This is a genomic window from Zoogloea sp. (assembly GCF_041914405.1).
Lineage (GTDB): Bacteria > Pseudomonadota > Gammaproteobacteria > Burkholderiales > Rhodocyclaceae > Zoogloea.
Genome location: NZ_JAYSDK010000001.1, coordinates 152,958 through 179,687, shown reverse-complemented (window position 1 = coordinate 179,687; position 26,730 = coordinate 152,958). Strand labels below are relative to the sequence as shown.

Annotated in this window: 29 protein-coding genes; 27 read left to right on the top strand and 2 right to left on the bottom strand. The window is 66.9% G+C overall.

Annotation, left to right across the window (positions count from 1 at the left end):
* Nucleotides 1-18: 18 nt before the first annotated feature.
* The 12 genes from ACE3RX_RS00810 to ACE3RX_RS00755 all read left to right on the top strand — a co-directional run bounded on the left by ACE3RX_RS00810 (nucleotide 19) and on the right by ACE3RX_RS00755 (nucleotide 9,207).
* Nucleotides 19-747 carry an SDR family oxidoreductase gene (locus ACE3RX_RS00810; RefSeq protein WP_374479296.1) on the top strand — a complete coding sequence of 243 codons (729 nt, stop codon included), beginning with the start codon at nucleotides 19-21 and terminating at the stop codon, nucleotides 745-747.
* A 1-nt stretch (nucleotide 748) separates the two neighbouring features.
* Entirely contained in the window at nucleotides 749-1,546 is a 798-nt protein-coding gene (locus ACE3RX_RS00805; RefSeq protein ID WP_374479294.1) for an SDR family oxidoreductase, read from the top strand.
* 11 nt (nucleotides 1,547-1,557) lie between these two features.
* Complete coding sequence (locus tag ACE3RX_RS00800) at nucleotides 1,558-2,097, top strand: VOC family protein (RefSeq protein ID WP_374479292.1); 540 nt, start codon at nucleotides 1,558-1,560, stop codon at nucleotides 2,095-2,097.
* A gap of 10 nt (nucleotides 2,098-2,107) precedes the next feature.
* Nucleotides 2,108-2,881 (top strand): ThuA domain-containing protein, encoded by a 774-nt coding sequence (locus ACE3RX_RS00795; protein WP_374479290.1) that lies wholly within the window; start codon nucleotides 2,108-2,110, stop codon nucleotides 2,879-2,881.
* A 117-nt stretch (nucleotides 2,882-2,998) separates the two neighbouring features.
* Nucleotides 2,999-3,757, top strand: a complete 759-nt coding sequence (locus ACE3RX_RS00790) for an SDR family NAD(P)-dependent oxidoreductase (protein WP_079435164.1) — start codon at nucleotides 2,999-3,001, stop codon at nucleotides 3,755-3,757.
* A 16-nt stretch (nucleotides 3,758-3,773) separates the two neighbouring features.
* Entirely contained in the window at nucleotides 3,774-4,388 is a 615-nt protein-coding gene (locus ACE3RX_RS00785; protein ID WP_374479288.1) for a glutathione S-transferase family protein, read from the top strand.
* 43 nt (nucleotides 4,389-4,431) lie between these two features.
* Nucleotides 4,432-4,875, top strand: a complete 444-nt coding sequence (locus tag ACE3RX_RS00780; RefSeq protein WP_374479286.1) for an SRPBCC family protein — start codon at nucleotides 4,432-4,434, stop codon at nucleotides 4,873-4,875.
* A 28-nt stretch (nucleotides 4,876-4,903) separates the two neighbouring features.
* Nucleotides 4,904-5,953 carry an NAD(P)-dependent alcohol dehydrogenase gene (locus tag ACE3RX_RS00775; protein WP_374479284.1) on the top strand — a complete coding sequence of 350 codons (1,050 nt, stop codon included), beginning with the start codon at nucleotides 4,904-4,906 and terminating at the stop codon, nucleotides 5,951-5,953.
* Between the two features lie 19 nt (nucleotides 5,954-5,972).
* Nucleotides 5,973-6,809: a cache domain-containing protein gene (locus ACE3RX_RS00770; RefSeq protein WP_374479282.1), complete on the top strand. Its 837-nt coding sequence runs from the start codon at nucleotides 5,973-5,975 to the stop codon at nucleotides 6,807-6,809.
* Between the two features lie 12 nt (nucleotides 6,810-6,821).
* Nucleotides 6,822-7,664 (top strand): sugar phosphate isomerase/epimerase family protein, encoded by an 843-nt coding sequence (locus ACE3RX_RS00765; protein WP_374479280.1) that lies wholly within the window; start codon nucleotides 6,822-6,824, stop codon nucleotides 7,662-7,664.
* Nucleotides 7,665-7,752: 88 nt separating this feature from the next.
* On the top strand, nucleotides 7,753-8,847 hold the full coding sequence (trmA, locus tag ACE3RX_RS00760) for a tRNA (uridine(54)-C5)-methyltransferase TrmA (protein ID WP_374479419.1): 1,095 nt from the start codon (nucleotides 7,753-7,755) through the stop codon (nucleotides 8,845-8,847).
* A 27-nt stretch (nucleotides 8,848-8,874) separates the two neighbouring features.
* Complete coding sequence (locus tag ACE3RX_RS00755; RefSeq protein ID WP_079435169.1) at nucleotides 8,875-9,207, top strand: zinc ribbon domain-containing protein YjdM; 333 nt, start codon at nucleotides 8,875-8,877, stop codon at nucleotides 9,205-9,207.
* A gap of 30 nt (nucleotides 9,208-9,237) precedes the next feature.
* On the opposite strand, the gene ACE3RX_RS00750 is transcribed toward ACE3RX_RS00755, so the two are convergent.
* A complete protein-coding gene (locus ACE3RX_RS00750; protein WP_374479277.1) occupies nucleotides 9,238-10,104 on the bottom strand; it encodes a hypothetical protein in 867 nt (288 codons plus the stop codon).
* A gap of 140 nt (nucleotides 10,105-10,244) precedes the next feature.
* A complete protein-coding gene (locus ACE3RX_RS00745; protein ID WP_374479275.1) occupies nucleotides 10,245-11,447 on the bottom strand; it encodes a PleD family two-component system response regulator in 1,203 nt (400 codons plus the stop codon).
* A gap of 132 nt (nucleotides 11,448-11,579) precedes the next feature.
* On the opposite strand from ACE3RX_RS00745, the gene ACE3RX_RS00740 reads away from it, so the two are divergent.
* The 15 genes from ACE3RX_RS00740 (at nucleotide 11,580) to ACE3RX_RS00670 (ending at nucleotide 26,709) form a co-directional block, all read left to right on the top strand.
* On the top strand, nucleotides 11,580-13,040 hold the full coding sequence (locus ACE3RX_RS00740) for an NAD-dependent succinate-semialdehyde dehydrogenase (protein ID WP_374479273.1): 1,461 nt from the start codon (nucleotides 11,580-11,582) through the stop codon (nucleotides 13,038-13,040).
* A gap of 586 nt (nucleotides 13,041-13,626) precedes the next feature.
* Nucleotides 13,627-15,282, top strand: a complete 1,656-nt coding sequence (locus tag ACE3RX_RS00735) for a DUF1302 domain-containing protein (protein WP_374479271.1) — start codon at nucleotides 13,627-13,629, stop codon at nucleotides 15,280-15,282.
* Nucleotides 15,283-15,304: 22 nt separating this feature from the next.
* Nucleotides 15,305-16,690, top strand: coding sequence for a DUF1329 domain-containing protein (locus ACE3RX_RS00730; RefSeq protein WP_374479269.1), 1,386 nt, complete (start codon nucleotides 15,305-15,307; stop codon nucleotides 16,688-16,690).
* 64 nt (nucleotides 16,691-16,754) lie between these two features.
* Entirely contained in the window at nucleotides 16,755-17,501 is a 747-nt protein-coding gene (locus tag ACE3RX_RS00725; RefSeq protein WP_374479267.1) for an SDR family oxidoreductase, read from the top strand.
* Nucleotides 17,498-18,004, top strand: coding sequence for a nuclear transport factor 2 family protein (locus ACE3RX_RS00720; protein WP_374479265.1), 507 nt, complete (start codon nucleotides 17,498-17,500; stop codon nucleotides 18,002-18,004). The genes ACE3RX_RS00725 and ACE3RX_RS00720 overlap by 4 nt, the downstream gene beginning before the upstream one ends.
* 135 nt (nucleotides 18,005-18,139) lie before the next feature.
* A complete protein-coding gene (locus ACE3RX_RS00715; RefSeq protein WP_374479263.1) occupies nucleotides 18,140-19,540 on the top strand; it encodes an SRPBCC family protein in 1,401 nt (466 codons plus the stop codon).
* An 18-nt stretch (nucleotides 19,541-19,558) separates the two neighbouring features.
* Nucleotides 19,559-20,344, top strand: coding sequence for a glucose 1-dehydrogenase (locus tag ACE3RX_RS00710; RefSeq protein WP_374479261.1), 786 nt, complete (start codon nucleotides 19,559-19,561; stop codon nucleotides 20,342-20,344).
* Nucleotides 20,345-20,352: 8 nt separating this feature from the next.
* On the top strand, nucleotides 20,353-20,880 hold the full coding sequence (locus tag ACE3RX_RS00705) for a nuclear transport factor 2 family protein (RefSeq protein ID WP_374479259.1): 528 nt from the start codon (nucleotides 20,353-20,355) through the stop codon (nucleotides 20,878-20,880).
* Nucleotides 20,881-20,908: 28 nt separating this feature from the next.
* Nucleotides 20,909-21,238, top strand: a complete 330-nt coding sequence (locus tag ACE3RX_RS00700) for a Rieske (2Fe-2S) protein (RefSeq protein ID WP_374479257.1) — start codon at nucleotides 20,909-20,911, stop codon at nucleotides 21,236-21,238.
* A 13-nt stretch (nucleotides 21,239-21,251) separates the two neighbouring features.
* A complete protein-coding gene (locus ACE3RX_RS00695) occupies nucleotides 21,252-22,688 on the top strand; it encodes an SRPBCC family protein (RefSeq protein ID WP_374479255.1) in 1,437 nt (478 codons plus the stop codon).
* The gene (locus ACE3RX_RS00690) at nucleotides 22,685-24,109 is read left to right on the top strand and encodes an SRPBCC family protein (protein ID WP_374479253.1); all 1,425 of its coding nucleotides are present in this window, start codon (nucleotides 22,685-22,687) and stop codon (nucleotides 24,107-24,109) included. Before ACE3RX_RS00695 ends, ACE3RX_RS00690 begins: the two co-directional genes overlap by 4 nt.
* A 3-nt stretch (nucleotides 24,110-24,112) precedes the next feature.
* Entirely contained in the window at nucleotides 24,113-24,799 is a 687-nt protein-coding gene (locus tag ACE3RX_RS00685; protein ID WP_374479251.1) for an EthD domain-containing protein, read from the top strand.
* A 28-nt stretch (nucleotides 24,800-24,827) separates the two neighbouring features.
* A complete protein-coding gene (locus ACE3RX_RS00680; protein WP_374479249.1) occupies nucleotides 24,828-25,598 on the top strand; it encodes an SDR family NAD(P)-dependent oxidoreductase in 771 nt (256 codons plus the stop codon).
* Between the two features lie 56 nt (nucleotides 25,599-25,654).
* Nucleotides 25,655-26,185: a nuclear transport factor 2 family protein gene (locus ACE3RX_RS00675; RefSeq protein WP_374479247.1), complete on the top strand. Its 531-nt coding sequence runs from the start codon at nucleotides 25,655-25,657 to the stop codon at nucleotides 26,183-26,185.
* Nucleotides 26,182-26,709, top strand: a complete 528-nt coding sequence (locus ACE3RX_RS00670) for a nuclear transport factor 2 family protein (RefSeq protein WP_374479245.1) — start codon at nucleotides 26,182-26,184, stop codon at nucleotides 26,707-26,709. Before ACE3RX_RS00675 ends, ACE3RX_RS00670 begins: the two co-directional genes overlap by 4 nt.
* The last annotated feature ends 21 nt before the right edge of the window (nucleotides 26,710-26,730 follow it).

Sequence of the window (26,730 nt, the reverse complement as noted above, 5' to 3'; positions counted from 1 at the left end):
ACCGAAGGAGACAGAAGAATGGCACGTGTGAATGGAAAGGTGGCCCTCGTCACCGGCGCCGCATCGGGCCTCGGCCGTGCCGATGCCCAGGCGCTGGCGCGCGAAGGCGCGCGGGTGGTCGTCACCGACCTCAACGAGGAGGCTGGCCAGGCCCTCGCCCGGGATATCGACGGGATCTTCGTGCGCCATGACGTGCGCAGCGAAGACGACTGGCACAAGGCCGTCGGCACTGCGCTGGAGCGCTTCGGCAAGCTCGACATCCTGGTGAATAACGCCGGCATCGTCGTGCCGGCCGACATCGAGACGGCCACGCTGGAACAGTACCGGCTGCTCAACGCGATCCACGCCGAGGGCACCTTTCTCGGCTGCCAGGCCGCCATCAGGGCGATGAAGGCCAACCCCGGCGTCACCGGCTCGATCATCAACATCTCGTCCTTGTCGGCGATCCGCGGCTTTCCGGGGGTCATCACCTACGCCGCCGCCAAGGGGGCGATCCTGGCGCTGACCACCACCATCGCCGCGCACATCCGCGAGAAGGGCTACGCGATGCGCTGCAACGCGATCCTGCCCGGAATGATCAACACCCCGCTGCTGGCGGCGGTCGGCGCCGACACGCTGCCCGGTCTCGGCCAGCCCACCGACGTGGCCAACACGGTGCTGTTCCTGGCCTCCGACGAATCGCGCCACATGAGCGGCGCCCACATCGTTCTCGACAACGCTTCATCGATCATCGGCGGAGGAGCCTGACATGGCAGCCAGCAAGAAACTCGAAGGCAAGGTGGCGATCGTTCTCGGCGCCGCCGGCAAGGACAACATGGGCCAGGTCATCGCCCGCCGCTTCACGGACGAAGGCGCACGGGTCGTCGTCGCCGGCCGCAAGCTGGACGAGCTGGACCGCTTCGCCAGGACCATCGGCGGCGCGGCCTACCAGTGCGACATCACCAGCAAGGACGAGGTCGCGGCCCTGTTCGCCTTCGCCAAGGACTGGGGCGGCCATGTGGACATCGCGGTGAATGCCACCGGCTGGGGCCTGCTGAAGGGCTTCACCGAAACCACCGTGGCGGAGATCGACCAGATCACCGACCTGCAGTTCAAGGGCCCGTTCTACTTCTGCCAGGCGGCGGTGGACACTCTGGCCAAGGGCGGCTCGATCATCCAGATCAGCTCGGCGACCGCCACCATCATGCTCAACGACCACGCCGCCTACATGGGCACCAAGGCCGGCACCGACCACGTGATCCGCTGCGTCGCCCACGAGTTCGGCGAGCGCGGTATCCGCGCCAACTCCATCTCGCCGGGGCTCACCGACACGCCGATGACGGCCGGTGCCAAGGATGTGCCGGGCCTCTTCGACAGCTTCCTGTCCGGCTACCCGCTCGGACGCATCGGCACCAAGGAGGACATCGCCGCCGCCGCCGTGTGGCTGGCCAGCGACGAGTGCTTCATGACCGGCCAGAACCTGCAGGTGAATGGCGGCCTGACCCTGCGCCGCAACCCCACCCGCGAAGAAATCCAGGCCGCCGTCGCCGCGGCGGCCCAGGCTTGAGGAGCACCAGGATGAGCAATCAATCCCTCATCAGCCGCCTCGGCAGCGTGATGCAGATGGCCTATGTGCCGGCCGACGTGCCCGGCGCGCTGCGCTACTGGACGGAGACGATGGGCGTCGGCCCGTTCTTCAAGCTGTCCAACATCGTCGTCGACGCGGCCAAGTACAAGGGCGAGCCGGCCAGCATCGACTTCTCGGTGTACATCGCCTACTGGGGTGACACCCAGGTGGAGATCATCGAGCAGCACAACGACGCGCCGTCGATCTACAAGAGCTGGCGCGGCGAGGGCCGCGAAGGCCTGCACCACGTCTGCATCGTCGTCGAGGACATGGCCAAGGCGCGGGAGATCTGTGCCGAGGCCGGCGCCACGGTGCTGCAGGAGATCTGGCTGCCCGGTGGCGGCGAGGCGATCTACGTGGATGCGGGCGGCGGCCCGGGCAGCCTGATCGAGATGATCTGCTTCCCGCCGGATAACTACGCCTTCTTCGACGTGATGCGCGATGCCGCCCGCAACTGGGACGGCAGCGAGCCGATCCGCGCGGTGGGCTGAGGAGGCGGCGATGAGCGACAGCAACACGCCCGGCCGCATCGACTGCGTGCTGGTGGCCTCCGGCAAGTTCCACGACATCGACTTCGCCCGCCTCGAGCTGCTCAAGCTGCTCGGCGAGGACGAGCGTATCCGCGTGCGGGTCTTCGAGGACTACTCGAACCTCGACGCGATCCGCAACGCCGCCTTCCTGGTGACCTACACCTGTGATGTCGTCCCCAGCCTTGACGAGCAGGAAGCCCTGCGCGCCTGGGTCGCCGGCGGCGGGCGCTGGTACGCGCTGCATGGCACCGCGTCGATCCTGCGCTTCCTCGACAACGGCCTGGTGGATTCGCCCGCGCTGGCGCCGCACTTCATGGAAACCCTCGGCAGCCAGTTCATCGCCCATCCGCCGATCGGCCCCTACCGGGTCGAGGTGGCCGACCCGAAGCATGAGCTGGTGAAGGGCATTGAGCCGTTCGAGGTGGTGGACGAGCTCTACTTGTCCGACATCCACGCCGAACTGCACGTGCTCCTCGACACCGAGTTCGAAGGGGAGGGCACCGGCTTCGCGCGCAGCAAGTGGAAGCGCGCCCGCCACCCGGTGCTCTACCTGCGTCCTATCGGCGCCGGCGCGGTGCTTTACCTGACCCTCGGCCATTGCCGTGGCCACTACGACATGCAGCCCTTCATGGACTACTGGCCCGAGAAGCAGAAGTGCGCCTGGGAGCAGCCGGTGTTCTACGAACTGCTGCGCCGGGGCATCGCCTGGGGCAAAGGCCGGGCCGAACCGGCGGCGGGCGAATGAATTCGCCCCCACGAAAAGGCAGCACCGACATGTAGGGGCGAATTCATTCGCCCACCGCACACAAGCAAGATCAGACGGGCGCCAGCCCGCCGCACTTCACTCGAAAGGAAGAGACAAATGGAACTCGGACTGCGCGGTAAGAAAGTCATCATCAACGGCGGTAGCCGCGGCATCGGCAAGGCGGCGCTGGAAATCTACGCGGCGGAAGGCTGTGACATCGCCTTCTTCTCCCGTGACAAGCAGCGCGTCGAGCAGACCGTCGGCGAGCTGCGCCAGCACGGCGGCAAGGTCATCGGCGACGCCTTCGACATGAACGACGGCGCCGCCTACCAGGCCTGGCTGACCAGCGCCGCCGAGCGCCTGGGCGGCTGCGACATCTTCATCCACAACGCCAGCTCCTCTGGCGCCCAGGGCACCACCGACTGGGACATGACGTTCCGCCTCGACATGATGGGCGCCGTCACCGGCTGCCAGACCCTCGAGCCCTTCCTCGAGAAGTCCGAATCCCCGTCGGTGATCCTGATGTCCAGCACCGCGGCCGTGGAAACCTTCATCTACCCGCAGGCCTTCAATGCCATCAAGGCGGCCATCATCACCTACGCCAAGCAGCTGTCCCAGCTGTGGGCCGCCAAGCAGATCCGCGTCAACACCGTCTGCCCCGGCCCCATCGCCTACCCGGGCGGCAACTGGTCGATGATCAAGGAGGCGATGCCCGAGCTGTACGACAAGACCCTCTCCGAGATGCCCCTCGGCCGCTTCGGCGCGCCGGAAGACGTGGCCCGCGCGATGGTTTTCCTGTCCAGCCCGGCGGCCTCCTACATCACCGGTACCAACCTGGTGATCGACGGCGGCTACACCAAGCGCGTGCAGTTCTGAGCGGAGCGCGCCGGCCATGAAGCTGTACACCTCGATCGGACCCAACCCGCGCGTCGTCAGGATGTTCGCCGCCGAGAAGGGCATTTCCCTCGACCATGTGGTGGTGGACATCATCGCCGGCGAGAACCGCCAGCCGGCCTGGCAGGCCATCAACCCGACCTGCACGACGCCGGTGTTGGAACTGGAGGGCGGCCTGCGCATTGCCGAGACCACCGCAATCTGCGAGTACCTGGAGGAGTTCCGGCCGGCGCCGGCGCTGATCGGCGCCACGCCGGAGGCCCGCGCCGTCACGCGCATGTGGTGGCGGCGCGTGGACCTGCTGGTGGTCCAGCCGATGACCGCCGGCTTCCGCGGCGCCGAAGGCCTGCCGTTGTTCCAGGAACGGGTGCGTTGCCTGCCCCAGGCTGCCGACGACCTCAAGCAGAGCGCCCGCGAGGGTCTCGCGTGGTTCGAGGCACAGCTCGGCGACAAGCCGTATATTGCCGGCGACGCGCTGACGGTGGCCGATATCCTGCTGTTCTGCTTCGTGGAGTTCGGCGCCCTGGTGGGGCAGGGACTCGATCCCGCCCATCAGCGCCTGGCCGCCTGGCGCGAGTGCATCGCGGCACGGCCGTCCGCCGCGCTGCCGTAGTAGTGACTGCAGCACCCCGACAAATACAAGACCCGGAGACACCATGCACCAGATCACCACCCATCACGACTTCGACGCCCCCGCCGCGCTGCTGTGGGACCTGCTCGCCGACTTCGCCCATATCGAACGCTGGTGGCCGCAGGACGTGCCGGCCGTGCAGATCGAGCGCGTCGAGCTCGAAGGCGAGGGCATCGGCCTGACCCGCCACATCTACAACAAGGGCTTTGCCGCGCCGGTCAGTGAACGGCTGGATTTCCAGGATCCGGAGACGATGACCTACAAGCTGTCCATCGTCGGCCAGCGCCCCGCCGGCATCACCGCCTACCAGGCCACCGGGCGCATCGAGCCGCTGGCTGGTGGGCGCAGCCGCCTCAACTACCACAGCGAATTCACCACCGAATCCGGCCAGCCTGATGAGGCCGACGCCTTCCTACGCATGGCCTACGCCCTGATGTTCCAGGGCCTCGCTGCCGCCACCGCCCGCTGACACCCAACGCCCCGCCGAGGATGCATCCATGAGCATGAAAGCTGTCCGCTTCACCGTTCCGGGCGCTGCGCCCATCGTCGAGGAAGTTCCGATCCCGCAGCCCGGCCCCGGCCAGGTGCTGGTCAGGATCGGTGGCGCCGGCGTGTGCCATTCCGACCTCCACGTGCTGGACCACGGTGCGATGCATTTCCACGGTCCCTTCACCCTCGGCCATGAAAACGCCGGCTGGGTCGCGGCGCTGGGTGCCGGCGTCACCGGCGTGAAGGAGGGCGACCCGGTGGCGGTGTTCGGCTTCTGGGGCTGCGGCCATTGCCATGCCTGCCTGCTGTCGATGGAGGCCTATTGCGAGAACTGGGAGAGCCTGCCCAACAACGGCGGCGGCATCGGCACCGACGGCGGCATGGCCGAATACATGCTGGTGCCCTCGCCGCGCCTGCTGGTGCCGCTGGGCAGCCTGGCTCCACGGGAAGCCGCGCCGCTGACCGACGCGGCCCTGACGCCCTACCACGCCATCAAACGCGGCCTGCACCTGCTGACGCCGGACGCGACGGCCGTGGTGATCGGCGTCGGCGGCCTCGGCCACATGGCGGTGCAACTGCTGCGCGTGCTGTGCGGCGCCCGTGTGGTGGCGGTGGATGTGGACGACCGCAAGCTGGAGCACGCCCGCCAGCTGGGCGCCGATTTGGTGGTCAATTCCCGCAACGCTGCCGCGGCGGCGGAGCAGATCACCGCCTTCACCGGCCGGCGCAAGGCTGCGCTGGTCCTGGACTTCGTTGGCATCCAGCCGACCCTCGACCTGGCCGTGCAGCTGGTGGGCCGCAACAGCCAGCTGACGGTGGTCGGTGTCGGCGGCGGCACGATCCCGCTGACCCAATGGACGCTGCCCTTCGGCTGCTCGGTGAGCACGCCGCTGTGGGGCTCCCGCGCCGAGCTGATGGAAGTCATCGCGCTGGCCCAGAGCGGGCGCATCCACGTGGATGCCAGCTATTTCGGCATCGAGCAGGGGCCGCAGGTGCTGCAGGACCTGCGCGACGGCAAGCTGGTCGGGCGCGGCGTGCTGGTGCCGGACCTGGTCTGAACGACGAAAGGAAAAACCGATGTTCCCCAAATTTGCTGCCGCGCTGCTGATGTCGAGCGCATTGCTGGCCCCGGCGGCCCAGGCCGCCGACGACGACGCCAAGCAGGCCCAGGCCTTGCTCGCCAAGGCCGTCGCCTACTACAAGGACAAGCAGGACCTGGCCCTCGGCGCTTTCAGCCGCCAGGGTGAGTTCCTGACCCCCAGCCTGTACGTGTACGTGCTGGACAGCAAGGGCACCATGCTGGCCAGCGGTGGCTCGTCGGCCGCGCTGATCGACCGCAACGTGGCCGACATGAAGGACGCTGCCGGCAAGCCCTTCTTCCGCGAGATGCTCGACGTCGCCAAGACCAAGGGCGGTGGCGCGGTGGAGTACCGCTGGCTGAACCGCCGCGACGGCAAGGTGGAGCGCAAGCTGACCTATTTCGAGCAGGTCAAGGACCGCATCATCGCCGTCGGCTACTACCTGCCCCACGGCAGCGCCGAGCAGGCCCGGGCGCTGGTGGAGCGGGCCGCCGCCGCGGTGAAGGAAGACCCGGCCAAGGCCATCGCCGCGTTCAACGAGCTCAACGGCAGCTTCAGCGAGGACGACCTCTACGTTTTTGCGATCGGCCTCGACGACAAGCGCTTCAAGGCCCACGGCGCCATCCCGCGCCTGGTCGGCAGCGACGCGCTGGCCCTTCGGGACGCCGACGGCAAGCCTTTCATCGAGACGCTGCTGGCCCGCGTGAAGGACAAGGACCAGGGCGAGACCGACTACGCCTGGCGCAACACCGTCACCAGCAAGGTCGAGCGCAAGCACACCCTGCTGCGCAAGGTCGGTGGGCTGGTGGTGGCGGTCGGCTACTACCCGCACTGAGGGGCGGGCGCGATGCCGGTCGAGCTCATCGGTTGTTACTGGACGCTGGCCGGCAACTACACGTTTGGTGCCGAAGACCACAGCCCGTGGTCCTTCCGCGCCCGGGCCGAGGCGGCGGGGCGGGCCTGCTATACGGGCTTCGGCTTCAAGCAGGCCGACCTGCGCCGCATCCTGGCCTGCCACGGCTACGCCGAGATCCGCGCGATCCTCGCCGGCAACGGCCTCCGCCATGTCGAACTGGAAGCCCTGTTCGACTGGTGTGCCGACGGCCCGGCGCGCCGCCAGTCCGACGCTGACCGCCAACTGTTGCTGGCCGCGGCGGCCGAGCTGGGCGCCCACCATATCAAGGCCGCCGGGGATTTCGGCAGGGCGGACTGGAGCATCGAGCGCATGCACGACGCCTTCCAGCAACTCGCCGGCGAGGCCCGCACCGTCGGCAGCGTGGTCACGCTGGAGCCGATCGCCTTTTCCAATATTCCCGACCTGGATACGGCGCTGGCCATCATCGGGCCCAGCGCCGGTCGCGGCGGCGGGCTGATGCTCGACAGCTGGCACGTGATCCGCGGCGGCATGCCGCTGGAACGGATTGCCGCGTTGCCGCCGGGCACGATAGGCGGCGCGGAGCTGGACGACGGCACGCTGGCCACCGTCGGCTCACCGATCGCCGACACGCTGGACCGCCGCCGCCTGTGCGGCGATGGCGAGTTCGACCTGCCGGCCTTCATCGCCGCGGTGCAGGCCGGCGGCTATGACGGACCGTGGGGCGTGGAGATCATCTCCGCCGAGCAGCGCACCCGCCCGCTGGAGGCGGCGGCGCGGCTGTCCTGCGCCAGCGCGGCCCGCCTGTTTGGCTGACCCTACCTTGGGCAGGGGTACAGGCGTATAGTCCGTCCTCCGCCGCCGGCTGGCCCGTGCCGGGGCGTACTGGATGTGCCTGAATACCATGCCTTTACCCAGCTTCAACCCCGCCGATTACGAATCCCAGCTGGACGCCAAGGTCGCGCGTTTCAAGCAGGACTTCGCGCCCTTCGGCCTGCCCGAGCCGGACGTGTTCCGCTCCGCGCCCCTGCACTACCGGCTGCGCGCCGAGTTCCGCATGTGGCACATGGGGCCGCGGGTGGATTACGCAATGTACGACCCGGACGCACCCAAGGTGCCGGTGGTCATCGACGACTTTCCGCCGGCCTGTGAGCCCATTGCCCGCGCCATGCCGGTGCTGCGCGAGCGCCTGATGGCCAGCGAGGCCCTCAAGCTCAAGATCTTCCAGGTGGATTTCCTCGCCACGCTGAGCGGCGAGCTGATGATCTGCCTGGTCTACCACCGTCCCCTCGACGCCGCCTGGGAGGCTGCCGCCGCTGAGCTGGCCGCCGACATGGGCGTGCAGGTGATCGGCCGCAGCCGCAAGCAGAAGATCGTCATCGGCCGCGACTGGTTGCTGGAATCCTTCGAGCTGGACGGCCGCACGCTGCGCTACAAGCAGATCGAGGGCAGCTTCACGCAGCCCAATGGCGGCGTTAACCGCCAGATGCTCGGCTGGGCCTGCGCCCAGGCTCGCGGGTTGGGCGGCGACCTGCTGGAGCTGTATTGCGGCAACGGCAACTTCACCATCGCGCTGGCGCCCCATTTCGGCCGCGTGCTGGCCACCGAGGTCAGCAAGTCGTCGGTGCATGCAGCCCATTACAACCTCGAAGCCAATGCCATCGACACCGTGGCGATGGTGCGCATGTCCAGCGACGAGATCAGCGACGCGCTGGCCGGCGGCCGCGAATACCGCCGCATGAAGGACGTGGACCTGGCCAGCTACAATTTCACGACGTTGTTCCTCGACCCGCCGCGCAGCGGCCTCGACGCGCCGACCGTCGAGCTGGCCCGCGGCTTCGACAACATCCTGTACATCTCCTGCAACCCGGAGACCCTGCGCGACAACGTCGCCGCGCTGCAGGACAGCCACGCCATCGCCGCCTCGGCGGCCTTCGACCAGTTTCCCTATACACACCACCTGGAGTGCGGCGTGCTGCTGAAGAAGCGCAGCGCCTGAACTCCGTAACCGATACAGGAAATCTCCATGAGCAGTCTGCCCAAGTGCCCCCAGTGCGGCTCCGAATATACCTACGAGGACGGCGCCAACTTCGTCTGCCCCGAATGCGCCCATGAATGGCCGCAGGCGGCCCCCGCCGAGGAACAGAAGGTCGTCCGCGACGCCAACGGAAACGTGCTGCAGGACGGCGACAGCGTCACCGTGATCAAGGACCTGAAGGTCAAGGGTTCGTCCTCGGTGGTGAAGGTCGGCACCAAGGTCAAGAACATCCGCCTGGTGGACGGCGACCACGACATCGACTGCAAGATCGACGGCTTTGGCGCGATGCAGCTGAAGTCGGAGTTCGTGAAGAAGGCCTGACCAGGGTTTGAATGACGGTCTGCGCGGCCGTCAGTAGCGCAGCGCCCGTCCCACCGGCCGCCGGCTCGCCACCAGGCGCAGCACGGCGCGTGCCGGGGCCGGCGTCGGCGCGTGGATCAGCGCGATGCTGAGCCACACCGCGACGCTGAAGTAGAGGGACATCCATACCATCTCGCCGTGCCAGTCGGCCCAGCGGTGGGAGACCACCCAGCGGCTGGAGGCGTCCAGTACGCCCTGGGCGAGGCTCAGGTACTGGCGGCCGTGGGCCTCGTCGGTCAGCCAGCGGGTCCAGTACATCGGTACATCCACGCCGAACATGTAGAACACATAGCCGACGCCGGCCACGCACCACAGGGCCAGCAGCGGCCGCTGCGCCACCGCCAGGCGCGGCCACACCGCCAGCAGGCCGACCACCAGCAGCGCCGCGCTGACGCCCCACAGGGATTCCTCGATGACGTGGCCCAGGTTGGCGGTGGTCAGCACCGCGTACCAGGAGCAGGTTTCCGCCACCACGATCAGCGGCACGATGAGGTTGGATGCCAGCCGGCCGGGCGTGCTGCGGGTGGCCTGGGCGGCTTCGCGCAGCATCAGCGCCCACTGGGTGACGAAGCACAGCTCGGCGATGGTCGCCACCGAGCGGCCGACGATCACGCTGGACAGCCAGGAGTCGAACAGGCACAGGCGCGGCACATCGAACACCGGCAGGAAGGAGCGGTAGGCGCAGCCGAACACGTAGCCCGCCGACAGCAGCAGCTGCCAGCGCCGCCACCCGTAGGCATCGGCCGACAGCAGGCCCTGGCGCCGGTTGAGGGCCGCGGCCGACCACAGCCAGGCCAGGATGTTGAGCCCCGCCACCGCAGATAGCAGGGCCCACCAGGAAAACACGCTGATCGTCATGATGGGGTAACGCTAGGATGCTAGTGCTACCCCGTCAAGGAAGGCTCGCGGTGGGTTTGATCCAGGTAAAAGAAAAAGCACCCAAAGCTTCGCGGGCGAATGAATTCGCCCCTACAGGGACTGGGCGGTCGTCGCCCCGCCTAGAACAGCTCCACCGCATTGTGGTTGCGGCCCGCGTTGAGGGCTTGCATGACCTGGGCGAACTGGGAGTCGAAGTCGCCGCCGCTGGCCAGGCGGGCGAGGATGCGCTGGATCGCCTGTTCCATGGTGGCGTTGATCGTCGCTTCCTGGGTCTGGCTGGTGTTGAGCCAGCCGTAGGTTTTCTCGATGCTGTCCACCATCTCCTGCAGCAGCAGGCGGGTGTCGCGCATCGTGGCCTTGTTCTGGTCGCCGAGGTCCGTCAGTGCCACCTCGGCCTCGCTGAGGGCGATCTGCAGCTGCTCGGCGCGTTTCTGCCCCTCCTGGCGGATGTCCACATTGACCGACAGGGCTTCCGCCGATTCCGCCAGGATCGCCAGGCTGTCGCGCAGGATGCCGGCCCGCTCGGGCTCCTCCGCTTCGTCCGGCATGTTCGAGACGATGAGCGACACCCGGTCGTAGTTCACCACCAGACGCTTCTTGAACTGGAACAGACGGCCCATCTCGGAGACGTGCTCGAGGATGGACTGCTCCAGCGAGGTGGGCTCGCCGTGATCGGTGATTGCGGTCGTCGCGCCGTCGGGATGGCGGATCAGCACGCAGGACTTGAGGCCCAGTTCCTGGATCGCCGTCAGCAGGCAACCGGCCAAGGCGCGGTAGTCGTGGCTGACGATGCTTTTGCGCATGAAGTCGAGCAGGATGCCGGTCTGGCTGGCGCTCGACAGGAAGCCCATCGCCATCTGTTCCAGGGCTTTCTTCTCGTCGGCCAGAGCGGCGGCGGCACGGTACTGGCGGATCGCCACGGCAACCTTGCGCTGGAAGATGTCGGCATTGACCGGTTTGGTGATCAGGTCGGTGCCGCCGGCATCGAAGGCCTTCAGGTGCTCCTCAAGGGACTGGTGGCCGGTGACGAAGATGATCGGCACGCTGGTGAAGGTGCGCAGGCGGCGGCAGGTCTCGTAGCCGTCGATGCCGGGCATCTCGACGTCCAGCACGATCAGGTCTGGCGTCTGTCCGACACACAGCTCCAGCGCCTCGCTGCCGGACGAGGCGGTCAGTACGTCGAACTGCTGGGCCAGGATGGCGCGGTGGAAGGCGCGGGTGACTTTTTCATCGTCCACGATCAGCACGCGGCCGCCGAGTTCCTCGGCCTGATCGACCACCTGGCCTTGTTCGTCGGTTCTGCCGGGAGCGTATCTGTGCATGGAGTTGTTTCCTTGCTTTTCTTATCGTTGGACAATCGACACCGATTTTAACGGTTTGACGTGCACGGAAAGAGTGAGCGCATCACATTTCCTGAATGTTGTAGTGCGCTTGCTGTTCGCGAAAGGAAAGTAATGAAACTTAAGGACAATTCCCTGCTGCGCCAGCAGGCATTCATCGATGGCGAGTGGGCCGACGCGGCCGCTGGCGGGACTCATCCGGTGGTGAATCCGTCCACTGGCGTGGAGATTGCGCGCGTACCCGACATGGGGGCCGAAGAGACCCGGCACGCCATCGACGCCGCGGCGCGGGCGCTGCCGGCCTGGCGTGCCCGCTCGGCCAAGGACCGGGCCGTGCTGTTGCGTCGTTGGTACGAGCTGATCATGGCCAATCAGGACGACCTGGCGCTGCTGATGACCAGCGAGCAGGGCAAGCCGCTGGCCGAGGCGCGGGGCGAGGTAGCCTACGGCGCGTCCTTCGTCGAGTGGTTCGCCGAGGAGGGCAAGCGCGTGTATGGCGAGACCATCCCTGCGCCGACTCCCGACAAGCGCCTGCTGGCCATCCGCCAGCCGGTCGGGGTTACCGCGGCGATCACGCCGTGGAACTTCCCGATCGCGATGATCACCCGCAAGGTCGCGCCGGCGCTGGCGGCGGGCTGCACCTCGGTGGTCAAGCCGGCCGAGGCGACACCCCTGTGCGCGCTGGCGCTGGCCGAGCTGGCCCAGCGGGCCGGCATTCCGGCCGGGGTGCTGAACATCGTCACCACCGCGCGGCCGGCGGTGGTTGGTGGGGTGCTCACCGCCAGCCCGGTGGTGCGCAAGCTGTCCTTCACCGGCTCCACGCCGGTCGGCAAGCGTCTGATGGCGGAGTGCGCCGACACGGTCAAGCGGCTGTCGCTGGAACTGGGCGGCAACGCGCCCTTCATCGTCTTCGACGACGCCGACCTGGACGCCGCGGTGGCCGGTGCCATCGCCTCCAAGTACCGCAATGCCGGCCAGACCTGCGTCTGCGCCAACCGCATCCTGGTGCAGGACGGCATCTACGACGCCTTCGCAGCGCGTCTTGCCGAGGCTGCCGCCGCGCTGCAGGTGGACGACGGCCTGGTCGCCGGCGCCCAGGTCGGCCCGCTGATCAACGCGGCGGCGCTTGAAAAGGTCGAAGGCCTGGTCGGCGACGCGCTGGCCAAGGGCGCGCAGCTCGTCACCGGCGGCACGCGCCACCCGCGCGGCGGCTGGTTCTACACGCCGACGGTGCTGGCCGGGATCACCGCCGACATGCGCATCGCCCGCGAAGAGATCTTCGGCCCGGTGGCGCCGCTGTTCCGCTTCAAGACCGACGACGAGGCGATCGCGCTGGCCAACGACACGCCCTACGGCCTTGCAGCCTACTTCTATTCCCGCGACATCCACCGCGTGTGGCGTGTCGCCGAGGCGCTGGAATACGGCATGGTCGGCATCAACGAGGGCCTGATCTCCAACGAGATGGCGCCCTTCGGCGGGGTCAAGGAGTCCGGCGTCGGCCGCGAGGGCTCCCGCCACGGCATCGACGAGTACCTGGAGATCAAGTACCTGTGCATGGGCGGCCAGCGGCCGTAGACAGCGACTACCGCGCCGCTGCCTGAGGAGGGGTTGCGGATGTCCCGGGGCAGGGACATCCGCAGGTCGGGCGATGGTGAAATCGCGGCCGCGCCCATCTCGCATCAAGGGATATTTTTTGCACATCGGGCTTGAAACGGTTTTTTCCCAAGGGTAATATAAAAACGAACAAGACTGTTTTTGATTGTTTGACGTGAGCTTTGCGCAGTCGCCGTTCCGCTGAACGGGGACACCCTTGAATTCATCGTCACCGCTGTCCCTGCGCCTGTCGGCCCGGAGAGCCGGTGCGGGAGTCCGTCAGATGCTTCAATACGCTTTTGGCTTCATTTTCCCGGGCAGCAACGCTGTCCGCGCCTTTCTTCGAACCTGCCCCTCGGGCGGGTGACGCATCCCGTTCCCGGACTGCCGGGACTCCGCTTTATCCGTTTCCCCGTTTCCTGCATGGTCGGTCGGTACGCCCGGTCGTGGCGTCGCTTTCCCATCGGGAAGAAAGGAGTCGCCGCGCAAGCAAAATAAAAAGATGTTTGTTTGTTTTTAATGTGTGGTTCGCCAGACACGGACGACCACATTCAAAGGAGGAGAACGAGTGCACAAAAACAAGAGAAAATCGCGTGCCGCCCGTGCAGGGGGCATCGCGCTGAACCTCGTCGGCGGGACCGCGTTGCTCATGGCGAGCATGCAGGCCGGCGCTTTCGAGATCGATGCCGGTAACCCGGACGTGAAGATCCGCTGGGACAACACGCTGAAGTACAACGCCGGCTGGCGTGCCGAGGGGCGCGACAACAAGCTCGGCGACAACTGGGTGTCCCAGGCCACCAACTATGGCTGGAACACCGGTGACCTGGTGACCAACCGGGTGGACCTGCTGTCGGAATTCGACTTCATCTACAAGGAACACCACGGCTTCCGCGTGTCCGCGACGGCGTGGAACGACTTCGCCTACACCAGCCGCGTGCATGGCAATCCGGCCTACCAGGCGGCCGGGCTGGGTACCGCCTATCCGAACAACAGTTTCACCAAGCACGTGGAGCGCTGGTACAAGGGCTCCGGCGAGCTGCTCGACGCCTTCGCCTTCACCCGCGTGGAAGTCGCCGAGGTGCCGATCAACCTGCGCGTCGGTCGCCACAACGTGTATTGGGGCGAGTCCCTGTTCACCTTCGCCAACAGCATCGCCTACGGCCAAGGCCCGCTGGACCTGCGCAAGGCGACCTCCACGCCCGGCATCGAAGCGAAGGAGCTGTTCCTGCCGCAGAACCAGGTGTCGATGGGGGCCCAGCTGACCAAGAACATCAGCGTCGCCGCCAACTACTACCTGCAGTGGGACCCGCACCGCCTGCCGGAAGGCGGCACCTACCTGGGCGGCGCCGATCTGAGCTTCCTCGGCGGCACCAGCTACCTCGGCTATCCGGTCGTCGGCGACCTGTCCACCGGCCCCAACCGCAAGCCCGGCAACACCGGCAGCTGGGGCGTGATGAGCAAGATCCGCTCGGAGCTGATCGGTGGCGACGTGGGCGTCTATTACCGCCGCTTCGACGACCGTTACCCGACCATGGTGGGTGGCCCGGACTACATGTACAACGCCTACGCCAAGGACGTGAAGCTCTACGGCCTCAGCCTGTCGAAGCAGATCGGCTCGGTGTCCTTCGGCGCCGAGGCATCGCGGCGCGAAGGCACGGCGCTGGCCTCCAACGGCGCCGGCCTGGCCCTCGGCAACACCTGGCACGCGCTGGCCAACGTGATCGCCTACTTCGGCAAGACGCCGCTGTATGACTCGGCGCCGCTGACGGTCGAGTTGAACTACGTGCGTCTCGACGACGTGAATGGCGACACCGCGGCTTTCTTCAAGCACAAGGACTACGGCTGCACCACCGGCATCCGCTCCGGCTGCGCGACCAACGACGCCTGGGGCTTCAACGTGGCCTTCACGCCGACCTGGTTCCAGGTTCTGCCCGGCGTCGACGTGACCCTGCCGATCAACTACAGCCGCGGCCTCAAGGGTAATTCCCCGGTGCCGCTCGGACCGGGCGAGAACTCCGGTGCGTGGAGCCTGGGTGTCGGCCTCGACATCTTCTCCAAGTACACCGTGAACCTCTCCTACAACGACTACTTCGGCGGCTACAGCATGGGCGCCAACCCGGTCGCCGTGCCCGGCGTCGCCAGCGAAGTGTGGCAGGGCACCAACGGCAGCGGCGTCCTGCGCGACCGCGGCTGGGTCTCCCTGACCGTCAAGGCTACCTTCTGATCCAAGGAAAGAGCTCATCCCCATGAATACTTACGTAAAGACTCTCACCCTGATGCTGGCCCTCGGCGCATCGGGCATCGCCGGCGCCGCGCTGACGCCGGAGGAAATCAAGCAGCTTGGCACCACCCTCACGCCGTGGGGCGCCATCAAGGCCGGCAACGCCGACGGCAGCATTCCCGCCTACACCGGCGGCATCGAGCCGCCGCCCAGCTACGACCCGAAGAAGCCGCAGTACCGGCCCGACCCCTTCGCCAATGAAAAGCCGCTGTTCTCGATCACCGCCGCCAACATGGCCAAGTACGAGGACAAGCTGACCGCCGGCCAGAAGGAGATGCTGAAGAAGTACGCCACCTTCCGCATCGACGTCTATCCGAGCCATCGCACCGCCAAGTACCCCAAGTACGTCATCGACAACACGCTGAAGAACGCCGCCAGCTGCGCGCTCGCGCCCAACCTGCTGCAGTTGGCCGGCACCTGCTTCGGCGGCGTGCCCTTCCCGATCCCCAAGAACGGCGCCGAGGTGATGTGGAACCGTACCCTCAAGTACGACCAGTACGCCTACCAGTCGCCGGGCCAGACCTCGACGCTGGTGGACCGCAGCGGCCGTCGCGTGGAGACCGGCTCCTTCGCTTACTGGCAGACTTATCCCCACTACGAGCCGGGCCGCAGCAAGCCGATCTCGTCGGATGACATCCTCGAATACGGCCGCGTTGACTGGACAGGCCCGGCGCGCAAGGCCGGCGAGAAACTGGTGCTGCACGATTCGGTGGACATGCTCAACGTCGGCCGCCGCGCCTGGACCTACCTGCCCGGCCAGCGCCGCGTGAAGCTGTCGCCGGACGTGGCCTACGACACCCCCAGCCCGGCCGGCGGCGGCGTCGGCACCGTGGATGACACCCAGGTCTTCTACGGCGCGCAGGACCGCTACAACTACAAGCTGGTGGGCAAGAAGGAGATCTTCATCCCCTACAACACCTTCAAGCTGCACGACGAGAAGCTGTGCCCCAGCGAGAAGGTGTTCACGCCCAATCACCTCAACCCCGATTGTGTGCGTTGGGAGCTGCACCGGGTGTGGGTGGTGGAAGCCACGCTGAAGGAAGGCAAGCGCCACATCTACCCGCGCCGCACGATCTACTGGGACGAGGACATTCCGGCGGTCGGCATGGCTGACAACTATGACGATGCCGGCAAGATCTTCCGCGTCTCGCAGATCAACTACTACCCCTTCTACGAGACCACCGGCCACAACCCCCACGAGTTCGTCGTGCATGACCTGAACAGCGGGGCCTATGTGCGCCAGGCCTACACCCCGGCCGAGGGCGGCATGATGGTCGTCACCAAGCCGACGGAGGCCAAGCAGGCGGCCTTCTACGATTCGGCAGCCATCGCCCAGGAAGGCGTGCGCTGACCCGACGCCGGCCCGGCCTGCCTTCCCGGCGGGCCGGGCCGGCGGCTTTCATCAGGAGGGTTACATGAACAGACTGCAAGGCAAGGTGGCCATCGTCACCGGTGCCGCGTCGGGGCTGGGGGCCGCCGATGCGCGCCTGCTGGCCGCCGAGGGCGCGCGGGTGGTGCTCACCGACATCAACGCCGAGCAAGGCGAGGCGGTGGCAAAGCGTATCGAAGGCGCGTTCTTCATCCGCCACGACACGCGCAGCGAAGCCGACTGGCAGGCTGTGGTGGCGGCTACCGTCGAGCGCTTCGGGCGCCTCGACGTGCTGGTGAACAACGCTGGCCTGGTGCGCTTCGGCAGCGTCGAAGACACGACCCTGGAGGATTTCCGTTTCCTGAACGCGGTGATGGCCGAGGGCACCTTCCTCGGCTGCAAGCACGCGATCCCGGCGATGGCCAGGAGCGGCGGCGGCTCCATCGTCAACATCGCCTCGGTGGCCGCGCTGAAGGGCATCAGCCCGATCATCGCCTACACCGCCGCGAAGGGCGCGATCCTGGCCATGACCCGCAGCATCGCCGTGCATTGCCAGGAGCAGGGCTACGGTATCCGCTGCAACGTGATCCTGCCCGGCGCCCACGACACGCCAATGACCGCCGCCGCGCTGGCGTCCCTCGACGACGCCGCGGCCGGCCTCGAGCAGATCCACAACCACGGCCAGGGCAAGCCCGAGGACGTGGGCAACCTGGTGGTCTTCCTGGCCTCCGACGAATCCCGCCACATCACCGGTACCTCGGTGGTCATCGACAACGGGGAAACGATCCGATGAACGACAGCGAACTGCAGCAACTGCGCGCCGAGGTGGCCGACCTGGCGGCCCGCCGCGACATCCACCAGGCCCTCAACAACTACATGCGCGGCCAGGACCGCCTGCTGCCGCCAACCCAGCGCCTGGCCTTCCATCCCGACGCGTGGGTGGATTGCGGCCTGTTCGCCGGTCCGGCGGCGGAGTTCATCGACTTCGCGCAGGGCTTCCTGGCCGCCTGTGACGCCAGCCAGCATCTGATCGGCCAGGTCAGCATCACGCTGGACGGCCGCAAGGCGAAGGGCGAGGTGTATTTCATCGCCCACCACCGCATCACCGAGAACGGTGAGAAGAAGGACCTCTTCGTCGCCGGCCGCTACCACGACGAGTACGAAGACCGTGGCCAGGGCTGGAAGATCGCCCGCCGCAAGGAGATCGTCGACTGGGCCCGCACCGACGCGGCCGCCGACGCCTTCCTGAAGGACCAGCCGGCGCTGCACCTGGCTGCCCGCGGTGAGCTGGGCTGAGGCCGGCTACCGCATTGCACAATATAAAAGACAGACCAATCTGTTTGTAATGCGTTAATCTGCCGCCTCGGTGGCATCGGAAGCGCGTTGCGCCGAACGGCACAGCGCGTGACGCATCAAGGAGGAGCACCACCCATGAATCACCCGGCCGAAATCCTGCCGCCTGGTGCCGCCCGCTGCCCGGGGCCGAGCACCGCCGAAATCATCCGCGCCGACGGCGACCAGCCGCCGGCCCATCTCACCGAGCCGAGCTACCAGTTTCTCGGCGACGCCGACATCGCCTACGCCCGCTACACGTCCCGCGCCTTCCACCAGCTGGAAAAGGACAAGCTGTGGACCAAGGTGTGGCAGTGGGCCTGCCGGGAAGACGACATCCCCGGCCCCGGCGACTATTTCGTCTATGAGATCACCGACAAGTCGGTGATCATCGTGCGCACCGAGAGTGGGGCGATCAAGGCCTATCCCAACGCCTGCCTGCACCGCGGCACGCAGCTCAAGCCGGCCGGCTCGGCCGGGCGCTCGAAGAACCTGCGCTGTCCCTTTCACGGCTTCACCTGGACGCTGGACGGCGCGCTCAGCGACGTACCCTGCCGCTGGGATTTTCCGCACATCCGCGATGAGGACTTCCACCTGCCGGCGCTGAAGGTGGACACCTGGGGCGGCTTCGTCTTCATCAACTTCGACCAGGACGCGCCGCCGCTGGCCGAGCACCTGGGCGTGCTGCCGGAGCACTTCGCCAACTGGGACCTGGGCGCCAAGTTCACCGCCCGCCACGTGCGCAAGCTGCTGCCGGCCAACTGGAAGGCCTGCCTGGAAGCCTTCCTGGAGTCCTACCACGTGCTGGAGACCCATCCGCAGGGCGTCCTGACGGTGGGTGACGCCAACAGCCAGTACGACATCTACGGCGACAGCGTGTCGCGCTTCGTGCACCTGGTGGGTTATCCGAGTCCGCACCTGAAGGAGACGTTCACCCAGCAGCAACTGCTCGACGCGCTGCTCGGCGAGGGCGTCGTGGAAGGCATCGCCGATGAGGACACCCGGCTCCGCGTGCCCCCCGGTGGCACCGCCCGCCAGGTCTTCGCGCAGCACCTGCAGCAGCTCTTCGGCAAGGCCTACGGCAAGGATTTCTCCCACCTCAGCGTGTCCGAGACCATCGACGCCATCGAGTACTGCCTGTTTCCCAACACCTGTCTGTTCCCTTCGCTGCTGTTCCCGATGGTCTATCGCTTCCGCCCCAACGGCGACGACCCGGATTCCTGCATTTTCGATCTGCTGTTCCTGCAGCCGGTGCCCGATTCCGGCGTCCGGTCGGACCCGGCGGAGGTCATCGAGCTGGATTTCGAGCAGTCCTTCCACGAAGTGCCGGGCTTCGACCCCGGCCTGGCGACGATCTACGACCAGGACACCGGCAATCTCGGCGGCCAGCAGCGCGGCTTCAAGTCCAGCACCAAGCCGGGCCAGACCCTCGGTAATTACCAAGAAGTGCGCCTGCGCCAGCTGCACCAGACGCTGGACAAATTTCTCGGCAAAAAATGAATGAATCGGGAGGAAAGCATGAATAAATTGCATGACAAGGTGGCCCTGGTCACCGGCGCTGCGTCCGGCATCGGCGCCGGCATCGCCCGTCGTTTGATTGCCGACGGGGCGACGGTGATGCTCACCGACATCAACGACGCCGCGGGCGCTGCACTGGCCGACGAGCTGGGCCCGCGTGCGGCCTACCTGTCCCTCGACGTGCGCGAGGAGGCCGCCTGGCAGGCCGCCATCGCCGAGGTGGAGCGGCGCTGGGGTGGCCTCGACATCCTGGTGAACAACGCCGGCATCTCCTTCCCGGCCCATATCGAGGCCGCCACGCTGGACGACTGGCGCAAGCACATGCGCGTGCATGGCGAAGGCACTTTCCTCGGCTGCAAGTACGGCGTGGCGAGCATGAAGAAGCGCGGTGGCGGGGCCATCGTCAACGTGTCGTCCGTGGAGAGCATCCGCCCGGGGCCGCTGTTCGTCGCCTACGGCGCCGCCAAGGCCGCCCAGGACGCGGTCACCAAGACCGTCGCGCTGCACTGCGGCGAGCAGGGCTACAAGATCCGCTGCAACTCGGTGCACCCCGCCGCCACGCGCACGCCCAACCTCCAGCAGTATCTCGACGCCTCTGATGATCCGGCCCGGCTCGAAGCCATCTATGCCGGCATGCAGCCCCTCAACCGGATTGCCGAGGTGGCCGAGATCGCCGCCGCGGTGGCCTTCCTGGCCAGTGACGAGGCGAGCTTCATGACCGGCCACCAGATGTACGTGGATGGCGGCGTGCTGGCCAAACCCTATCCCGCCGGCGAAGGCGCATGAGGAACGACATGAACATCGAACAACTGGAACGGGCCGTGGCCGAGCTGCAGGCCAGGCAGGATCTGCACGATCTGAACGTGCGCTACGCCGAAGGCGTGGATCGCCGCGACCGCGCGCTGCTGGAAACCCTGTGGTGGCCAGACTCGGAGATCGATTTCGGACTGTTCAAGGGCACTGGCCGGCAGTTCGCCGAGGTCATCAGCGCGCCGAACCCGGCGGTGGAGATCAGCTATCACTTCGCCTCCAACGAGCGCTTCGAGGTGGACGGCGACCAGGCCACCGGCCGCAGCTATGTGATCGGCGTGAGCGTGGCGGTCGCCGAGGATGGCACGAAGACCGACCACATGGTCGGTGGCCGCTACCTGGACACGTACGCGCGGCGCGACGGGGTATGGAAATTCACGCGGCGCCTGTTCGTTGTGGACTGGATGTCCAGCCAGCCCGGCAGCGCGGTCTGGGATGCCGGCATCGGTGCGCTGGCGGCCCGCGGCCGGCCCGGCGCGGACGACGTGTCCTACACCTTCTTCAAATCATGAGCGTCGGCGACCGGCCTGGAGATCAATCATGAACAACGCATTCCATTCCGTGCTGGATGCCGCCGAGTTGCCGCCCGGCGCCAGCAAGGCCGTACAGATCGACGGCCACAACATCCTGGTCGGCAATTCCGCCGGCGAGTTCTTCGCGGTGCAGAACCGCTGCACCCACCAGGATTCGCCCCTCGAAGGCGGGCGCATCCGCAACGGCCTGATCGCCTGCCCGCTGCACGGTGTGATGTTCGACGTGCGCACCGGTTGCGGCAAAGGCCAGATGGGCCGCGTGCCGCTGCGCACCTACGCGCTGCGGGTGGTGGACGGGCGCATCGAGGTGTCCGTCGACATGCCGGTGACGGCCTGAGGAGGCAGCGCATATGAACGATCGTATTGCGATGCCGCTGATCCCCGGCGACTACGCCGGCCTGCCGCCCGGCGCGGCGCGCTGCCCCGGCCCCAGCGTGCAGGACATCGTGGCGCAGGACGCGATGCCGGCTCCGGCGGTGCTGCGGGAGTCGAGCTACCGCTTCCTCGGCGAGGAGGACATCGGCTATGCCCGCTACACCTCGCGCACCCGCTTCGAGCAGGAGATGACCCACCTGTGGGCGCGGACCTGGCAATGGGCGTGCCGCGAGGAGCACATCCCGCAGGTCGGCGACTACTACGTGTATGAAGTCGGTCCCTACTCGGTGCTGGTGGTCCGCACGGAAGAGGGCATCAAGGCTTACTACAACGCCTGCCTGCACCGCGGCACCAAGCTGCGTCCCGAAGAAGGCATGGGCGCCGCCCACGAACTGCGCTGCCCCTACCACGGCTGGACCTGGACGCTGGAAGGGGCGCTGAAGAGCGTGCCCTGCGCGTGGGAATTCCCCCATGTGAAGCCCGACGCCTATCGATTGCCGGAGGTCCGCGTCGGCCTGTGGGGTGGCTTCGTCTTCATCAACATGGATGAGGATGCGCCGTCCCTGGAAAGCTACCTGGAGGTGCTGCCCGAACATTTCCGCGACTGGGATCTGGGCCAGCGCTATACCGAACTGCACATGGGCAAGATCCTGCCGTGCAACTGGAAGACCGGTCTCGAAGCCTTCATCGAGTCCTACCACGTGCTGGAGACCCATCCCCAGCTCCTGTACGGCACCGGCGACGCCAACGTGCAGTACGACGTGTATGGCGAGCATGTGACCCGCTTCTACGCGGTGGGCGGGGTGAACAGCCCGCACCTGGAAAAGCCCCTCAGCGAGCAGGAGCTGGTGAACACGATGCTGATCGGCGACCGTTCGGTGGTGAACGACGAGCTGACGGTGGGGGAGGGCGAGACCGCCCGCACGGTGATGGCGCGCTTCCTGCGCAAGGTGCTCGGCGAGAAATACGGCAGTGACCTGTCAGCGGTGTCCGACGCGGAAATGATCGACACCATCGAGTACCACCTGTTCCCGAACATGGTGCTGTTCCCCGGCGTCTCCCTACCGATGGTGTATCGCTTCCGGCCGCTCAAGGACGACCCGGAGCGCTGCCTGTTTGAAATCCTGTTCCTGCGCCCGCTGCCGGACCAGGGCGTGCCGCCGGACCCGCCTGAGATGGTGCTGGTCGGCGAGGACGCGTCCTACTCCGTCGTGCCGGGCCTCGACCCGGTGCTGGCGCGGGTTTACGACCAGGATACGGCCAACCTGCGGGCCCAGCAGCAGGGCTTCCGGGCCTCGAAGAAGCCGGGTCAGACCCTCGGCAATTACCAGGAAGTGCGCATCCGCCATTTCGAGCGCACTGTCGATCGCTATCTGGCCCATGCCAGCCTGAACAAGGAGATGACGAGGTGAACGATCGTCTGCCAATGCCTCTTGTGCCCGGTGACGATGCCGGCCTGCCCCCCGGTGCCGCCCGTTGTCCGGGGCCCAGCGCCCAGGACATCGTTTCCCGGGACGTCAATCCGCCGCCGCAGGTCCTGCGGGAGTCCCGCTACGAGTTTCTCGGCGATGAGGACATCGACTACTCCCGCTACACCTCCCGGGAGCGTTACGAGCAGGAAATGACCCATATCTGGGCCAGGACCTGGCAATGGGCCTGCCGTGAAGAGCACATTCCACAGGTCGGCGACTACTACGTGTACGAAGTCGGTCTCTATTCGGTGCTGGTGGTCCGCACGGGTGAGGGCATCAAGGCTTATTACAACGCCTGCCTGCATCGCGGCACCAAGCTGCGCCCGGAAGAGGGCATGGGGTCGGCCCAGGAGCTGCGCTGCCCTTACCACGGCTGGACGTGGACGCTGGAAGGGGCGCTGAAGAGCGTGCCCTGCGCGTGGGACTTTCCCCATGTGAAGCCGGACGCCTACCGCCTGCCGGAAGTCCGTGTCGGTCTGTGGGGCGGCTTTGTCTTCATCAACCTGGATGAGGATGCGCCGTCCCTGGAAACTCACCTGGAAGTCCTGCCCGAGCATTTCCGCAATTGGGATCTGGGCCAACGTTACACCGAGCTGCATCTGGGCAAGATCCTGCCGGCTAACTGGAAGGCCGGGATGGAAGCCTTCCTGGAGGCCTACCATGTGTTCGAAACCCATCCCCAGTTGCTGAAGGGCACCGGCGACGCCAATGTGCAGTACGACGTCTATGGCGACCACGTGGCGCGCTTTTACGTCCCGCTGGCGGTGACCAGTCCGCACCTTGAAAAAGCCCTCAGCGAACAGGAGCTGGCGGACTCGATGCTGCTCGGCGACCGTTCGGTAGTCGGTGATGCGCTGGTGGTGAAAGAGGGCGAGCGCGCCCGTACCGTGATGGCCCGCTTCCTAAGAAAGGTGCTGGGCGACAAGTACGGCCGCGATCTTGCCGGGGTGTCCGACACCGAGATCATCGACACCATCGAATACCACCTGTTTCCCAACATGGTGCTGTTTCCGGGGGTGTCGCTGCCGATGGTGTATCGCTTCCGGCCGCTCAAGGACGACCCGGAGCGTTGCCTGTTCGAAATCCTGCTCCTGCGCCCGCTGCCAGCCGAGGGGTTGCCGCCTGATCCTCCTGAGATGGTGCTGGTGCGCGAGGAGGAATCCTACGCGGTGGTGCCGGGGATGGATCCGCTGCTGGCCAAGGTCTACGACCAGGACACCGCCAACCTGCGGGCCCAGCAGCAGGGCTTCCGGGTATCGAAGAAGCCAGGGCAGACCCTCGGCAACTACCAGGAAATCCTCATCCGCCATTTTGAACGCACGGCCGACCGTTACCTGGCCCGTGGCCAGGCGGAGGGCTGAAGCGTGGACGCCCTCAAGGTCGTGAGTTTCCTGCACCGCCGCGCCGACTTCAGCCAGGCCCGCTTCAGCGAATACTGGCGGACCACCCACAAGGACCACGCGCTGAAGCTGGTGGAGGCCGGCTTCTTCCGTGGCTACATCCAGAACCACGCGCTGGACTGGCAGCCCGAGGGGCTGGCGCGGATGGCCGACGGGGCGCCTGAACTGTGGATCGACGACGTGGCGGCGCTGTCCCGGCTAGTGGACAGCCGTGAATACCGGGAAGGGGCGGGGCCGGACGAGGCGTGCTTCATGACGCCGCCGGCAATCGCCTGCGTCGCTCGTGAGCGTCTTATCGACGGGCGGCGGCGAGACGCGCTGGACGGCGCGGTGAAGCTGATGCTGGTGTGGCAGCGCGACCCGGCCCTGTCCCGTGACAGCTTCACGCGCCTGTGGCTGGCCGGCGACGGTGCCTCGCTGTTGCCCGGCGCCCGGCCGCTGCGCCTGACCCGCCAGGCCGTCGAGGCGCCGGACGATGTTTCCACCGCCTTCGACGGCGTGGAATGTAGCTGGTGGCCGGATGTGCGCAGCCTGCAGGCAGCTTGGGCGCAGCGCGCCGCGGAGGCCGGCCGCGGGCTGGTGGCGCCGGGCAGCCTGCGTGGCCTGCTGGTCCGCGAGGAAGTGGTGCTGGCGCCGGCAACCGAACAATGAACACAACGAGGAAGAGGAGAAGAAAACCATGACAGGACCGAGCCTGCACAACAAGGTTGCCATCGTCACCGGCGCCGGAATGGGCATGGGCGCCGCTACGGCGCTGCTGTTCGCCGAAGCCGGCGCCAGGGTGGTGGTGTCGGACGTCAATGAGGCGGCCGGCCGCGAGGTCGTCGCCCGCATCGAACAGGCTGGCGGCACGGCGCTGTTCCACAAGGCCAACGTGGCCGTCGGCGCCGACGTGGACCAGCTGGTCCGTGCCACCGTCGAGTGCTTCGGGCGTCTCGACGTGGCGGTGAACAATGCAGCGGTGACCCCCGACACGCGGCCGCTTGCCGAACTGGATGAAGCCGAGTTCGACAAGGTGATGGCGGTGGACCTGAAGGGCGTGGCCCTGTGCCTGCGCTACCAGCTGGCCCAGATGATCCGCCAGGGGCAGGGCGGTTCGATCGTGAACATCGGTTCGGTGAGCTCCTTCCGGCCCCAGCCCAACAACGGCGCCTATGTCGCGGCCAAGCACGGCGTCATCGGCCTGACCAAGGTCGCGGCGCTGGAGAACGGCGTGCACAAGATCCGCGTCAATGCGGTGGCGCCGGGCGCCATCGACACCCCGATGCTGCGCGGCGCGCTCGACGCGATGGGCGCCAGCGAGGCCGATTTCGCCGCGGCGCTGAGCCTGCTCGGCCGCTTCGGCGAGGCGCGGGAAGTCGCCCAGGCCAGCCTGTGGTTGGCTTCCGACCTCGCTTCCTACGTCACCGGCACCACCATCAACGTGGATGCCGGCTACGCCAACCGCTGACCCCGAAACGGGGCGGCGATCATTACAAAGACGATTCACCCAAGAAGGAGACCAGCATGAGTGACAACAACGAGCAGCAGCTTTTGCAGCAACTGGAAGACAAGCAGGCCCTGCGCGAACTGGGCACCCTGTTCGCCCGCGCCGCCGACCGCGCCGACCGCAGCCTGCTGGCCAGCCTGTTCGCCGACGGCGCGCAGGTCAGCGATGGCGGCTTCAGCGGCCCGGCCAGCGAGTTTGTCGGCGTGTGCGTGGCGCCTGCCGGCCTGGAGCGTAGCTTCCACTCGGTGTCCAACGAGTTCTACCAGGTGGAGGGCGACACGGCCCGCGGGGAGCTGTACGTGATCACCGTCAGCACCTGGAACAAGGACGGCGCCAAGACCGACACCCTGATCGGCGGCCGCTACCTGGACGAGTACCGCAAGGTCGGCGGGGCCTGGAAGATCGCCCGGCGTACCTTCGTGCACGAGTGGAACATGAGCTTCCCGACCACCACCGTGTGGGACGAGGGCCTGTTCGGCATGATCAAGCTGCGCGGTACCCGCGGCAAGGACGACCCCAGCTATACCCTGTTCGGAGAAAAGGCATGAGCAGCGCCGCCCGCATCCGCGCGCTGGCGGACAAGCAGGCGATCCACGAGCAGATGTGCCGCTACATCCAGGCCGTCGATCGCTGCGACCTCGAGCTGCTGAAGTCCACCTTCCACCACGACGGTACGGTGATCTTCGGCATCTTCGACGGCAACGCCCACGCCTTCTGCGACTACGACATTCCCTTCATCAAGGACAACCTGATCTGGGCCTATCACCGCATCGCCAACGTGCTGATCGAGTTCGACAGCGACACGCTGGCCCGCGCCGAGTCCTACATGCTCGGCAACGCGGCGGCGGCGCTGCCCGACGGCACCAGGATCAACTGCCCGGACAACATGCGTTACCGTGACGTGTGGGAAAAGCGCGACGGCGTCTGGAAAATGCGCCACCGCGACCTGGTGATGGACTGGAACGGCTGCTGGCCCTATGCCGGCCGTGAGGACGGTGAGTTCGCCGCCTACCGCATCCAGGGCTCGCGGGACCGCAATGACCGCGTCTACCAGCTCGGCCTGGTGCCCTGAGGCCCTGAGTCTGAGCGAATG